This window comes from Microbacterium sp. JC 701 (assembly GCF_021026215.1).
Taxonomy (GTDB): domain Bacteria; phylum Actinomycetota; class Actinomycetes; order Actinomycetales; family Microbacteriaceae; genus Microbacterium; species Microbacterium algihabitans.
Genome location: NZ_JAJNCV010000003.1, coordinates 441,331 through 455,347, shown reverse-complemented (window position 1 = coordinate 455,347; position 14,017 = coordinate 441,331). Strand labels below are relative to the sequence as shown.

Here is a 14,017-nt window from a genome sequence, read left to right as displayed (position 1 = left end):
CACCTTCGAGGCATCGCCCAGCAACGTCGCTTATCCTCAAGGCTATGCCCGAGAACAAACGAACGGCTAGCGGTGCCCTCGGCGGCATCGTCGGCCTCGTCGGCCTGAGCGCGGTCGCCGGACTCCTCGTCACCGCTGCCGTGACGCCCGCCATCGCCGTTTCCGGCGCGGCGGCCTCCAGCGCCATCACGATCTTCGACAACATGCCGAGCTACCTGCAGCCCGACGAGCTGATGCAGCCGACGACGCTGATGGCCGGCGACCAGGTCCTGGCCAAGTTCTACGACCAGAACCGCTCCCCGGTCACCTTCGACCAAGTCAACCCGGTCATGTACGACGCAATCCTCTCCTCCGAGGACCCGCGCTACTACCAGCACGGTGGTGTCGACCTCATCGGTACGACCCGTGCACTGCTCAGCAACGCCTCGGGCGGCGAGACGCAGGGTGGATCCTCGATCAGCCAGCAGTACGTCAAGAACGTGCTCGTGCAGCGTTGCGAGCGCGACGCCCGTGCGATCCCCGCCGTGGAGGCGACGGACAGCACCCCGGCGGTCGAAGCCAAGAGCCGCGACGAAGTTCTGCAGGCGTGCGCGCTCGAGGCCATCCAGTCGGACGGTGCCGCGGGCTACCAGCGCAAGCTGCAGGAGATGCGCTACGCGGTGCAGCTCGAGAAGGAGTACACGAAGGATCAGATCCTCCTCGGGTACCTCAACATCGCCAACTTCGGCGGAACCACGTACGGCATCGACGCCGCCGCGCGGTACTACTTCAACACCCCCGCCGCGAACCTGACCGTCGGACAGTCCGCGATCCTCGCCGGCATGGTGCAGAACCCCAACCGCTTCCGCATCGATCTGCCCACCGGCAGCATCAGCGACGGCGAGACCGCCTACAACAAGGCTCCCGACGGCTCGATCGACGATGTCGACCAGGGCACCATCCAGGCGCTGTACACGCTGCGCGACAACGGCGAGATCACGCAGGACCAGCTGGTCGCCGCCGCCGACGGCTACAGCGAGACCAAGGGCCGCCAGCTCTACGTGCTGAGCCGCATGGAGGCCGACGGCAAGATCACCCACGAGCAGTACGTGTCGTTCGCGATCGAGCCGATCACCCCGGCGATCACCCCGACGACCCAGGGCTGCGCCGCCTCGGCCGCCCCGTACTTCTGCCAGTACGTGGTCTCGACGATCCTGAACTCCCCCGCGTTCGGCGAGGGAACCGACGACCGCGTCAACGCGCTGCGTCAGGACGGTCTGACGATCCAGACGACCCTCGACTGGAACGTGCAGAACGCCGCTCAAGAGACCATGAGCGAGAACGCGCCGACCAACCTCGACCCGGCCCGCTACGACAACCTGAAGTTCGGTGCCACCGCCGTCAGCCTCGAGGCCAAGACCGGTCGCCTGCTCGCCCTCGCGCAGAACACGAAGTTCACGCAGGACCCGACCCTCGCCGACTCCGACCCCTCGTACAGCTCGATCGTCTTCGCCGGCGATTCCGACAACGGCGGATCGATCGGTTTCAGCGCCGGATCGACGTTCAAGCTGTTCACCCTCATCGACTGGCTCGAGAAGGGGCACTCGCTCAACGAGACGCTGAACGGTCGCCTGCAGCCCGTCCCCAACATGAAGAACTCGTGCCAGGGTCCGTGGGTCAACACCACGAAGTACACGATCAACAACTTCAACGAGAGCCGCGGCTACGTGGGAACGCCGATGATGTTCACGCGCGACTCGCTGAACACGGGCTATCTCGCCATGGCCGCCGAGCTCGACCTCTGCGACATCGCCAACGTCGTGAAGAAAATGGGCGTGAAGACGGGCGACGGCAAGGAGATCTTGATGGCGAACGCCAACGAGGTCATCGGTAGCGACAACATCTCGCCGATCGCCATGGCCGGCGCCTTCTCGACGGTCGCCAACGGCGGCACGCGCTGCCCCGCGAAGGTCATCGACAAGGTGACTGCGGCCGACGGCTCCGAGCGCCCCATCCCCGACCAGCAGTGCGAGACCGCACTGACGCCCGAGATCGCGGCGACCGCCGCGTACGCCCTCCAGGGCGTCATGCAGGGTGGCGGAACGGGTTCGCAGGCCAACCCCGGCGACGGCACCCCCGTGCTCGGTAAGACCGGTACGCACGAGGCCCACGAGACCTGGATGATCGAGTCGTCGACCAACGTCACGACCGCGGTCTGGGTCGGCAACTGGGACGGCGGCACCGTCAGCCTCTTCCAGAAGTTCGCCAACGGCCTGCAGCTCAGCGACATGCGCTACCGACTGGCACGTGACGTGCAGCGCGCGGCCGACGACGTCTACGGCGGCGACCGCTTCCCCGACCCCGCGAGCAACCTGCTGCGCACGCAGCAGCGCGACCTCCCGAACGTGGTCGGCCAGAGCATCGACAGCGCGACCTCGACGTTGCAGAACGCCGGCTTCCGCGTGACGGTCGGAGACCCGATCGATTCCGAGCTCGGCGGCGACCGCGTGGCCGCGCAGAACCCCGGTGGCGGCTCCGCCCCCGCCGGTTCGCAGATCACCCTGAGCCCCGGCAACGGAAAGGGTGGCACCGTCCCCGACGTGATCGGCCGCAGCATCAACGCCGCGCAGAACGATCTCAAGAACGCCGGTTTCACCAACTTCTCGATCGGCGACTGCAAGAAGAGCGACAAGGCCCCCGACGGCGGCCAAGTCACCGCCAGCAACCCCGCCGGCGGCACCGCGGCCAACAAGGACACCCCGGTCGTGCTGAACGTCAGCGCGAAGGACTGCCCGTGAGCCGCGCCTCCCGCGTCGCCGCCCTCGCGCCCCTCGGGGTCGCGGGGGCGGCCGCTGTCGGGGCGGCCGTCTGGGGCATGGGCGTCGAGCGCTACCTGTTCACGGTGCGCTACCACGCCCTGCGCGTGCTTCCGAAGGGCGCGGAACCGATCCGCGTGCTGCACGTCTCCGACGCGCACATGGCCCCCTGGCAGCACCGCAAGCAGGAGTGGATGGCGCGCCTGGCCGACCTTTCGCCCGACCTCGTCGTGAACACGGGAGACAATCTCGGTCATCGCGATGGGCTCACCGGCATCCGGACCGCCTTCGCCGCCCTGCGCGGCGTCCCCGGACTCGTCGTGCACGGCTCGAACGACTACCAGGAACCCGCGCCGCGCAATCCGCTGCGCTACTTCCTCGGACCGTCCGGGCATGTTCCGGCTCACAAGCACCTCGACATCGATGCCCTCGATCGGTTCTTCACCGCCGACCTCGGGTGGAAGCTCCTCGACGACACGGCCGTCTCGCTCGAGGTGAAGGGCACGCGGATCACGGCGTTCGGCGTGAACGACGCGCACCGCAACTGGGATCGGCCCGAGCTCATCCCCCCGGTCGTCTCGAGACTGGATGCCGGCGACCTCACCCTCGGTGTGATGCACGCCCCCTACCGGCGCACCCTCGACGCCTTCACCTCGTTCGGCGCCGACGTGCTTCTGGCCGGGCACACCCACGGCGGACAGGTGCGCATCCCCTTCAGCAGCAAGGCGCTGGTGTCGAACTGCGACCTGCCCCTCGACCAGGCGCGCGGTCTGAGCGAGTGGACGCACGACGGGCGAACGGTGCCGTTGAACGTCAGCGCGGGTCTCGGACACTCCATCTACGCCCCCGTGCGCTTCGCGTGCCGGCCGGAAGCCACGCTGCTGACGCTGCTGCCTCGCTGACCGCTTCTGCACAGCACCAGAACGGACCGATCCCTCCACGGATCGCTCCGTTCTCGCATCGGCGGCGATCGCTCCTCACGCAAGATCGAGTCTCTTCCAATCGAAGGGACTCGCATGCAGCACTCACCACCTCCGTCACGGCGCCGTCGGGCGGCGTTCGCCGCCGCCGTCGCCGTACTTCTCGGCGCCGTCGGCTTCGCGCCCGCCGCGCACGCCGCCGACCAGGGCACCGGTTTCGGCACCTGGGCGCCGTTGTCGTCCACGGGTTGGCACGGATCGATGCGCGTCGGCGACGTGCACACGTACTGCATCCACCCGGGGCTTCCGGTGGCGACCGGTGACACGACCGACCACGGCGAATCCTCCGACGTGAACGGCCTCAGCCCCCAGCAGCTGGTCTCGATCAACCACCTCGTCGGCACCTACGGTCAGACCGACGACCCGGTGCAGGCGGCGAGTGTCGGCTGGGCGGTCAAGGCGATCGTCGACCGCGACACCACCCTGCATTCGTGGGGCTACACCGGCGACGATCTGCGCGGCGCCATCGACCACATCATGCGGCGGGCCAGCCCCGAGAACAACGTCGCGGTCCAGAACCTCGCTCTGACCTACCTCGCTGAGGCCGAGGCGTTGGCGGTCCCGCGCGTCGGCGGAACGCTGACCCTCACCACGCAGGCAGACGACCCCACGCGCGGCACGGTGACCGCCGACGTCGACCCCACGGCGTCGGGCACGCTGCGGCTCGAGAACGCCGTGTTCGCCGACACGGGCGCCGCGGAGCGATCGGGGGTCGTGGGAGGCATCGTCTACCCGATCTCCGCCCCGGTTCCCGCCGCGAACGACGGACGACCCTATGCGGTCCGCGCGACGGGGACGTTCACCGTCGAGACCGCCGCGATCCGTTCGTACACCACCCCCGATCAGCAGCAATCGGCCGGGCCCGCACGCCCCACGACCTTCGAGCTGACCGCCGAAGACGCCACCACGCGCCCCGTGCGCTTCGCGCCGCACATCTCCACCTCAGCGCACCTGCAGGACGGACGATTCGTCGACGAGGTCGCCGTCGAGAGCGACGAGCCGTGGCCGCGTCACGAGGACGGCTCGTTCGTCGTCATCACGGCCACGGCCGACGTGTTCGCGACCAGCTCGTTCCCGGTCGAATCCGACGAGATCCCCGCGGGGCTGGACCCCGTCGCGCACCTCGAGCTCCGCACCGATCCGGCCACGGGAGGCGGCGTCTACCGGGTGCAGAGCGACCCCCTTCCCGGCCCCGGCGTGTACACCGCCGTCTGGCGCATCGATCGCGGCGCCCAGGATGCCGAGACCATGGAGCACCTCTCTCCCGGCTTCGTCTTCGTCGAGAGGTTCGCCTCCCCCTCGCAGACGACGCAGTGGGGGGATCCTCCCCCGGTGCGGGTCGACCCGACCCCCGCGGCGAGCACACCGCCGCCCGTGACGTCGAGTCCGCCCGCGTCGACTCCGGCCGCCCTCGCCGCGACCGGGATGTCGGCGGCGGCGATCGGAGGAACCGGCGGGATCGCGGCCGTCGTCCTGGCGATGGGGGCCGCCGCGTACTGGATCGCGCGGAGACGAGGCACTCCGCGCACCTGATCCCGCACGAACGGCCTCGATCATGACGCGCCCGGGTCCTGCCGTGGTTCGGAGCATCCGCTTCGACAGGGTAGACTTTTCTAGTTGCAACGGGGTGTGGCGCAGCTTGGTAGCGCGCGTCGTTCGGGACGACGAGGCCGCAGGTTCAAATCCTGTCACCCCGACCACAACACAGAAGGCCCTCCGCGGGATCGCGGGGGGCCTTCTTCCTGTCCGGCGGATGGATGCGCCGCTCCGTCGGCTCGCGGGTCACCGCGCCGGAGGCGGCGAATCGCTCGTGGTCACGAAGATCGGCGACGTCGAGACCTCCTGCGTCGAAGACGCCGCGGTACCGGTGACCGCGGCCAGGCGCGCCCCGTCGACGCTCGTGACCGTCAGGTACGCCTTGCCCGTCGCCGGGAGCGTCACCGACGTCGTCGAGGTGTCCGCCGACGACCGGGTCGTGCGCCACATCACCCGCGTGGTGACCCCCTTGTCGTTCGAGAACACGTACGACTGCACGTCGCCGGCGAGCGTGTCCGTGCGCACGTAGTGGAAGCCGTCGAGTTGCGACCGCAGGACGTAGAACGCGACCGCGGCCTTCTTCGGCTGGAACCCCTTGACGTTGTCCGTCGCCTGACGGAACAGGCCGAAGTTGTACTCCGTCTCGGTCGGGCCGTAATCGAGCGCCTGGTACCAGTTGACGAGAGCGATCTGCGGGCTCGCCTGCGGCGCGATGAAACTGTAGACGAGCCGGTCGGCCTGCTGTTCCTCGGTCCCGACCTTCGCGGGGTTGCCCTTCTGCTCGGTGGAGATCGACCACCCGACCTCCGTCATGTACAGCGGCTTGCCGACACCTCGATTGTTCTTCTTGATCAACCGCGTGATCTCGTCGGCGACCTCGCCCAGGCGCTGCGGCGTGAGCCCGTAGGGGTGGTACGAGAAGGCGTCGCCGTAGGCGACTCCCCCCGCCGAGAAGAAGTCGCGCCACCAATCGAGGCTGACACCCGCGAGTCCCCCCGCGACGATGACGACATCCGGATGCCGCGACTTCACGAACGGATAGACGACCTTCGCGATGTCGAGATAGCACGCCGCCGTCGCGCCGCAGGCGCTGTTGTTCGTGCCGTTGAACTCGTTGAGCATCTCGACGGTGGTGACGTGGGGGTGCGCGGTGAGGAATGCGTCGATGTACTTCGCGTACGCGCGGATCGCCTCGGGCGACGACGGGAGGCGGCCCCCGTCGTACAGGGGATTGCCGCTGCCGGCCGTCCAGACGAGCGACATGTCGTTCTGATCATCCTCGTCGAGCGTGCGCTGGATCGACGGCGGGGTCGAGTATTCGCCGGCCGACAGCTCGAACTGGCTCCAGTACACCGAGTCGCGTCGCGACGAGAAGCCGAGTCCCTTCAGCATCGGGATCAGACGGTCCATGTTGACGCTGTAGACGCTGTTCGGGTGCGCGCTCAGGGTCTGCACGCTGTAGTAGCGATCGTCCGCGGGGGCGGGGCCGGTGACCCCGAACGCGGCGGTGACGTCTCCATCGGACGGCGAGGAGAGGGTCACCGTGTAGTAGCCGGTCGGCACCCGCTGCGCGACGTCGATGGTGAGGGATCCGTCGTCGGGCTCGGCGGTGCCGGAGACCACCTCGTGACCACCCTCGTCGGCCACGCTCCACGTCACGCTCGCGCTCGCCCCCGACACGGCGAACGACACCGCCCCCGGGTCGGAGAAGATGAGCGTCGGGTTCTCGAGGACGAGATGCGAAGACGAACTCACCCGCTGGACCGCGAAGGTCAGGACGAGGGCGGCGACGACCACGGCCGCCACGACGAGAACGATCGTGGTCGCCCACGCTGCGCGTCGGGTTCTCATCCGTTGCATCCTTCGCGGGCTCCGTCGGGCACGTCAGCTCATCGTAATCGCGCGACGAGTCGGCGCCGTCCCCCTCGTCGCGCGCACCGACCCGCGGTCGCGACAACGAAAGCGCCCCCGACGCCTTCCGAAACGGGAAGGCGCCGGGGGCGCTGGCTCATCGACCTCAGCGGGCCGAGCGGCGCACCTTGCGGAAGCCGAGGGCACCGAAGCCCGCGAGCAGGAGTGCCGCAGCACCCCACGCGAACGGAGCCACGTCGCCCATACCGGTCACGGCGAGGCCGCCACCGTTACCGCCGTTGCCCGCGCCACCGTTGCCGGATCCACCGTTGCCGTTGCCGCCCGGAGCGGGGGTGCCGCTCGGGGAGGGCGACGGCGCCGGAACGGCTGCGACGGCGAAGCTGACCGTCGCGGTGCTGGAGACACCCTCGACGGTCTGGGTCGCGACGACCGCGTAGGAGCCCTCACCGAGGGCGGCGGGCAGCACGATCGACCAGGTGCCGTCTTCGTCGACAGTGGTCTCGCCGACCTTGGCGTCGTTGATCGTCACGACGACCTTCGCACCGGCGACACCGGTGCCCGAGACCGAGGTGGGAACGGCCGCGCCGCTGTAGGTGGCGCCGTCCTGGATGCCCGAGATGGTCGGAGCCGACGGAGCGACCGTGAACGACGAGGTGGCCTCGGCGGAGGTCTGCCCGTCACGCGCCTGAACGGCGGTGACGGAGTAGGTGCCGATGCCGAGGTCGGTCTTGACCGACCACTGTCCGCTGGCCGAGACCTTCGCGGTGCCGGTGGCGTCGCCGCTCAGCGTCACCGTGGCGCCGGCGAGGCCGGTGCCCGAGATGGCGGTGAGCTCGTTCTCGACGATCGAGCCGTCGACGGGCGAGACGATGACCGGGGCCTCGGCCTTGACGACGACCGAGGCGTCGACCTTGGCCGAGGTGTTGTAGCCGTTGACGGCCTGCAGCGAGAAGTCGTAGTCGCCCAGCTTGTCGGGGGCGGGGAAGCTCCAGTTGCCGGAACCGTCGGTGGTCGCCTCGAAGGCGTCGCCCGCGGCGGGGGTGACCTTCACGGTCGAACCGGCAGGCGCGGTGCCCGAAATCGTGCCGCCCACGGCGACCGATCCGCCGTCGGCGGGGGTCGTGAGAACGGGAGCGTCGATCTTCAGCGCCACGGTGTAGCCACCGGTGCGCTCGAGTCCGGCCTGGAGGTCGGCGGCCCAGAGGAAGGCACCCGTGGGGTCTCCACCCGAGACGACGCCCACGGCGGTCGAGCCCTGGAACACCGAGCCACCGGAGTCACCGCTGAGGACGGTGCCGGGGGCACCCTCCACCGCGAAACCGTAGACCCAACGGGCATCGCCCGCCTCTTCTTCCACCTGCACCCAGCCCTCGGCCGTGACGGTGCCGCTGGTGAGCCCCGTCGTGCGACCCGACTTGGACGCCGGCTTGTCGAGCTGGGCCTTGCCCACCGCGCGCACGTCGGTGGTCGACTTCGACAGATCGCTCGGCGTCGACCAGTCGGTGATCTCGGGGAGCAGATCGAGCGTGACGTTGGTCACGTCGATGGTCGCGATGTCGACCGACGAGGCGTTTCCGTTCGCGCCCTCGCTGTTGCCCGGACCGCCGAACTGCGAGAAGCCGAGGGTTCCGAGCGGAGCACCGATCGCGGGCTGGGTGCCGCCGGCGGCCTCGTCGCGGGAGGGGACGGTGAGGAAGCTCTGCGTGAGAGTGCCGTCGGCGTTGCAGTGGCCGGCGGTGATGACGGCGGGGTCGCCCTCGGGGGTCCACCCGCTGAAGCCGACCGAGCACAGGGCGCCCGAGGTGTCGTCGATGGGCGAGACGTAGCCCGCACCGCCGACGACGTCGGTGGCGGCCAGGGCCGAGATCTTGCCGATGTTCTTGACCACGACGTTCGAGGTGGAGTCGACGAAGGCCTTGGCGGTGCCCTCGAGCTCGGCCTCGTCGGTCGAGGTGAAGATCACGACGTTGCCGGAGCCGTCTTTCGCGACGCCCTCGACCTGGTCGTTCTCGGTCATCAGCTTCTTCGCCGTGGAATCGAACTGGGGTCCCGAGGTCGGGGCGGTGGACTCCGCCTCACCGGCGAAGGCGACAGCCGGGGCCAGGAGTCCGGAGGCGGTGAGCGCCAGAGCGGCGGACGCACCGGCCCACCCCAAGCGCTTCATGTTTCGTGTCATCGTCTCTCTCACGTGTCTCGTCGGAAGACGCACGGCGAGCAGGACGGGAACCGCGATCGGGCCCCCACCCACCTCTCAGCGTCGCGCCTACCCTACGACAACCTGAACGTTCGTTATGAAGTTCTTTTCGCTTTCCGTCATTCATGAGAGGACTCTCATGCTTCCCCGGGATCCTTCGGCTGCGTCTCCTGTCTGCGGCCGACGCCGTGGAGCACTTCGGGATCGAACCACCCGCGGCGGAACGCCTTCCCGTGGGGGACGCCGCCTCTTCACCCGCAGCCTCGCCTGAGGGGCCGTCGGGAGATCCGCGGCCTCCCGCCTAGAATCGACACGACCCCGCGCCGCATCTGTAGGCGTGCGCGCAACGACCACCTGATGCCAGGAGCACCCGTGCCCGACACCACGCCCCGCCTCGTCGCGTTTGATCTCGACGACACCCTCGCCCCGTCGAAGTCGCAGATCGACCCCCGCATCGGCGAGCTCCTGCTCGCCCTCGCGGCCCGCGTCGAGGTGGCGATCATCTCCGGAGGCCAGTTGCAGCAGTTCCGCACCCAGGTGGTCGAGCGTCTGCCGCAGGCCGACGCCGCGCTCCTGTCGCACTTCCACCTCATGCCGACCTGCGGCACGCAGTACTACCGCCTGAACGCCGAGGGCATCGAGACGGTGTACGCCCACTCGCTCACCGACGACGAGAAGCAGCGCGCCCTCTCCGCAGTGCGCGAAGAGGCCGAGCGCCTGGGTCTGTGGGAGGCCGAGCCCTGGGGTGACATCCTCGAGGACCGCGGCTCGCAGATCACGTTCTCGGCTCTCGGCCAGTCGGCGCCGCTCGAGGCGAAGATGGCGTGGGACCCCACGGGCGAGAAGAAGAACAGCCTGCGCGAGGCCGTCGCCGCACGCATTCCCGACCTCGAGGTGCGCTCGGGCGGGTCGACCTCGGTCGACATCACCCACCGCGGGATCGACAAGGCCTACGGCATGGGCAAGCTCGCCGAGGCGACCGGCATCTCCCTCGACGACATGCTGTTCGTCGGCGACCGCCTCGACCCCGACGGCAACGACTACCCCGTGCTCGCCATGGGCGTCGAGTGCCAGGCCGTGCACGGCTGGGAGGACACCGCGGCGTTCCTCGACGAGCTCGTCCCCACGCTGCCCGAGCGCGCCGAGAGCTGAGCCCCGAGGGCCGGGCCATCCGCCCGCGCTGACGCCCACCCGCGCTCGAGCGCGGGCGGCGTTCGCCCGTCAGAGGATCTGACCGATGGGCTCGCGCTTCTCGGCCTGGAACCGGTCTTCGGTACGCCCGTAGGCCCAGTACCCCGACAACGACACCTGCGACCGCTCGAGCTGCCACTGCCCGAACACGATGTCGCGCAGGGCCTTCATCGCCTCGCGCTCCCCGTGGGCGAACACCTGCCCGCGTCCGGGGAGCGGATGCCACTGCGAAACGGCCTCCGCGAGCACCGGCGTCGCGCCGGCGGGGGCGTCTCCCCGGTGCACCCAGGTGAGGGCGATGCCCTCGGGCGCCCGCAGGGTCACCTGCTCGTCGGGGCTCTGCACCTCGAGGAACGCCGCCCCCACGGCATCCGGAGCCAGAGCCTCCAGCGCCGCCCCGATCGCCGGCAGGGCCGACTCGTCGCCGGCCAGCAGGTGCCAGTCCGCTGTCGAGTCGGGGGCGTATCCCCCGCCGGGCGACGAGACGACCAGGCGCTCCCCCGGCTCGGCTCGGGCGGCCCAGGGGCCGGCGAGTCCCTCGTCGCCGTGCACGACGAAGTCGATCGTGAGCTCGTCGCCGTCGACCGCCCGCACCGTGTACGTGCGCGTGACGGGGAGGTCATCGGGGGCCAGCGTCTCGCGCAGCGCCGCCAGGTCGTACGGCGGCTCGAGACCCAACTCGGGCTTGGCGAAGGTGATCTTGACGTAGGCGTCCGTGTGCGGGCTCTCGCGGAACGCGGTGAGGTCGGTACCGCGCGCACGGATGCGCACGAGGTGCGGGCTCAGCCGCTCACGGGAGACGACGGACAGCACGTGCTGCGGACGCGGCGGGCGCGCGGGGCGATCGGACACGGTTCTCCTTATCAAGACGGGTGCGACGCCCGTCGACGGCTCAGACGGGCGTAGACGACCTGTCGGCGGTCACGGCGACACGCGCCGCGTCGGCGACGGCGGCGTCGGCGGGGTCGGACGGGCTCAGAGCCTGCGCCACCTCGGTGTAGTAGTCGGCGATGTGCCGGCGGATGCAGTCCCGCGCCTCGGCGGCGTCTCCGCGTTCGACGGCGTCGACGATCCGCCGATGCTCGCGCCGCAGCCGCTGCGCGGTGCTCGCCCAGTCGTCGAGCCGCAAGGCCCCGGCTCGCGTGTAGGCCTCGATCGAGCTGCGGAGTCCGGCCATCATGGCCGAGACGACGGCGTTACCCGACGCCTCGGCGAGGGCCTGATGGAACCGCGCGTCGAGAGCGAGGAACTCATCGGATGCCAGGTCGTCGGCATCCATCGCGTCGAGCACCTCGACGGTGTCGGTGAGGTCGGCCTCCGCGCCGGCGAGGCGTTCGGCGACGTCGCACTCGAGCACGATGCGCGTGCGCACCACGTCGCCCAGCGGGAAGCCGTTGGCGGCGACCTGCAGGCGCAGGAAGGCGGCGAGGCCCCCGCGCGGGGTCGTGACGATCATCGCCCCCGCGGTGGGGCCCGATCCCGTCGCGGTGCGCACCACGCCGAGCACCTCGAGCACGCGTACCGCTTCGCGCACGCTCGAGCGCCCGACGCCCAGCTGGGTCGCGAGCTCGCGTTCGGGCGTCAATCGATCGCCGGGGGCGAGCCGGCCCTCGCGGAGGTCGCCCTCGATCCGCTCGAGCACCACCTGCCAGGCGCGTGGAGCGCTGTTCGGCATGGCATCCTCCGTCTGCGCGGACCTCACGGTGTGGCCCGACCACATCACCCTACGCTCGTGTCCGCGCGGCGACAGGGGGTTCAGGCGTCGGCGGCCGTGCGGTACCCCTCGGGGTTCGTCGTCTGCCAGTTCCAGTAGTCGCGGCACGCGTCGTCGATCTCGAGTCGCGTGCGCCAGCCGAGCACCTCGCCGGCCTTGGTGGGGTCGCAGTAGGTCGCGGCGACATCCCCCGGGCGGCGGTCGAGGATCTTCTTGGGCAGTTCGTGCCCCACGGCCTTCTCGAACGAGGCGATGAGCTCGAGCACGCTGACCGGACGACCGGTGCCGAGGTTAAACACCGCGTGACCCGGCTGCGCCTGCTCGAGAGCGGCGACGTGACCCTCGGCGAGGTCGACGACGTGGATGTAGTCGCGCAGACCCGTGCCGTCGGGGGTGTCGTAGTCGGAGCCGAAGACGCCGATCTCGTCGAGCGAGCCGATCGCCACGCGCGAGACGTACGGCATGAGGTTGTTGGGGATGCCGGCGGGGTCTTCACCGATGAGACCCGACGGGTGCGCGCCGACCGGGTTGAAATAGCGCAGCACCGTCACGTTGAGATCGGGGTTCACCCGCGCGACGTCGGCGAGCACGACCTCGTTCATGCGCTTGGACTTGCTGTAGGCGTTCGAGAGGTCGACGCTCGTGGTCGACTCCTCGGTGAAGGGCAGGTCGGCCGGGTCGGAGTACACCGTGCCGGTGCTCGAGAAGACGAAGCTCCGGATGCCGCGGGCGATACCGACCCGCAGCAGAGCGAACGTGGTGTCGAGATTGTTGGAGTAGTACTCGAGGGGCTTCTGCGTCGACTCGCCCACGGCCTTGAACGCGGCGAGGTGGATGATCGCGTCGATCGGTCCGTGGTCGTCGAAGGCGGAGGCGACGACGGCTTCGTCGGCGGCGTCGCCGATGATCAGCGGCGCGGGCTTGCCGGTGATCTTCTCGACCCGCTCGGCGGCGACGGCGTGCGTCCCCGACAGGTCGTCGAGCAGGACGACGTCATGACCGGCTTCGAGCAGGGCGACGGCCGTGTGGGTTCCGATGTAACCGGCACCGCCGGCCAGGAGTACGCGCATGCCTCCAGGCTATCGGTCGACTCCGACGCCGATCGTCACGCTCGCGCTCGCGGCGGCCCTCAGCGGCCGTCGAGCCGCCCGCCCGACTCGCGCAGGTAGCAGGCCGCGCACATCGACTCGTAGGTGACTTCGCCCGCGATCTGCCCCTCGTCGATCGCGACCTGGTCGCCATCGAAGACGAACCTTCCGCCGACGAGACGCGCGTTGAAGATCGCCTTGCGGCCGCAGCGGCAGATGGTCTTGAGCTCTTCGAGGCTGTGGGCGATCTCCATCAAACGGGCCGATCCCGGGAAGGCCTCGGTGCGGAAATCGGTGCGGATGCCGTACGCGAGCACGGGGATGCCGTCAAGCACCGCGATGCGCAGCAGGTCGTCGACCTGCGCCGGGGTGAAGAACTGCGCCTCATCGACGAGCAGGCACGCGACGGGCGCGTGCCCCGCCGCAGCATGGAACACCTCGCGCAGGTCGTCGGCGGGCGCCACGAGGAAGTCGACCAAACGCTTCACACCGAGTCGGCTGTCGATCTGGTCGGCGCCCTTGGTGTCGATCTCGGGCTTGGCCAGCAGCACGCGCTGACCGCGCTCCTCGTAGTTGTACGCCGCTTGGAGCAGGGCCGTCGACTTGCCGGAGTTCATCGCCCCGTAGCGGAAGTACAGCTTCGCCAC

The 14,017-nt window shown here is 69.7% G+C and carries 10 protein-coding genes and 1 tRNA gene; 5 read left to right on the top strand and 6 right to left on the bottom strand.

What is annotated here, in order from left to right; all coding sequences use genetic code 11:
- Positions 1-44 precede the first annotated feature (44 nt).
- The 4 genes from LPW41_RS14020 to LPW41_RS14005 all read left to right on the top strand — a co-directional run bounded on the left by LPW41_RS14020 (position 45) and on the right by LPW41_RS14005 (position 5,475).
- Complete coding sequence (locus tag LPW41_RS14020; protein WP_230705156.1) at positions 45-2,777, top strand: transglycosylase domain-containing protein; 2,733 nt, start codon at positions 45-47, stop codon at positions 2,775-2,777.
- A complete protein-coding gene (locus LPW41_RS14015; protein WP_230705155.1) occupies positions 2,774-3,697 on the top strand; it encodes a metallophosphoesterase in 924 nt (307 codons plus the stop codon). The genes LPW41_RS14020 and LPW41_RS14015 overlap by 4 nt, the downstream gene beginning before the upstream one ends.
- A 114-nt stretch (positions 3,698-3,811) precedes the next feature.
- On the top strand, positions 3,812-5,308 hold the full coding sequence (locus LPW41_RS14010; RefSeq protein WP_230705154.1) for a hypothetical protein: 1,497 nt from the start codon (positions 3,812-3,814) through the stop codon (positions 5,306-5,308).
- Positions 5,309-5,398: 90 nt separating this feature from the next.
- A tRNA-Pro gene (locus LPW41_RS14005) sits at positions 5,399-5,475 on the top strand.
- A gap of 82 nt (positions 5,476-5,557) precedes the next feature.
- On the opposite strand, the gene LPW41_RS14000 is transcribed toward LPW41_RS14005, so the two are convergent.
- Together LPW41_RS14000 and LPW41_RS13995 are read right to left on the bottom strand one after the other, a co-directional pair.
- Positions 5,558-7,162, bottom strand: coding sequence for a hypothetical protein (locus LPW41_RS14000; protein ID WP_230705153.1), 1,605 nt, complete (start codon positions 7,160-7,162; stop codon positions 5,558-5,560).
- A 166-nt stretch (positions 7,163-7,328) separates the two neighbouring features.
- Positions 7,329-9,359 carry an Ig-like domain-containing protein gene (locus LPW41_RS13995; RefSeq protein WP_144832983.1) on the bottom strand — a complete coding sequence of 677 codons (2,031 nt, stop codon included), beginning with the start codon at positions 9,357-9,359 and terminating at the stop codon, positions 7,329-7,331.
- 375 nt (positions 9,360-9,734) lie between these two features.
- Between LPW41_RS13995 and LPW41_RS13990 the strand changes: the two genes are divergently transcribed.
- On the top strand, positions 9,735-10,529 hold the full coding sequence (locus LPW41_RS13990) for an HAD-IIB family hydrolase (protein WP_144832981.1): 795 nt from the start codon (positions 9,735-9,737) through the stop codon (positions 10,527-10,529).
- A 69-nt stretch (positions 10,530-10,598) separates the two neighbouring features.
- On the opposite strand, the gene LPW41_RS13985 is transcribed toward LPW41_RS13990, so the two are convergent.
- The 4 genes from LPW41_RS13985 to LPW41_RS13970 all read right to left on the bottom strand — a co-directional run bounded on the left by LPW41_RS13985 (position 10,599) and on the right by LPW41_RS13970 (position 14,017).
- Positions 10,599-11,420, bottom strand: coding sequence for a siderophore-interacting protein (locus LPW41_RS13985; RefSeq protein ID WP_144832979.1), 822 nt, complete (start codon positions 11,418-11,420; stop codon positions 10,599-10,601).
- A gap of 40 nt (positions 11,421-11,460) precedes the next feature.
- Entirely contained in the window at positions 11,461-12,243 is a 783-nt protein-coding gene (locus LPW41_RS13980) for a FadR/GntR family transcriptional regulator (protein ID WP_154097420.1), read from the bottom strand.
- A gap of 80 nt (positions 12,244-12,323) precedes the next feature.
- Positions 12,324-13,352 (bottom strand): UDP-glucose 4-epimerase GalE, encoded by a 1,029-nt coding sequence (gene galE, locus LPW41_RS13975; protein WP_144832975.1) that lies wholly within the window; start codon positions 13,350-13,352, stop codon positions 12,324-12,326.
- Between the two features lie 59 nt (positions 13,353-13,411).
- Positions 13,412-14,017 (bottom strand): thymidine kinase, encoded by a 606-nt coding sequence (locus tag LPW41_RS13970; protein WP_230705152.1) that lies wholly within the window; start codon positions 14,015-14,017, stop codon positions 13,412-13,414.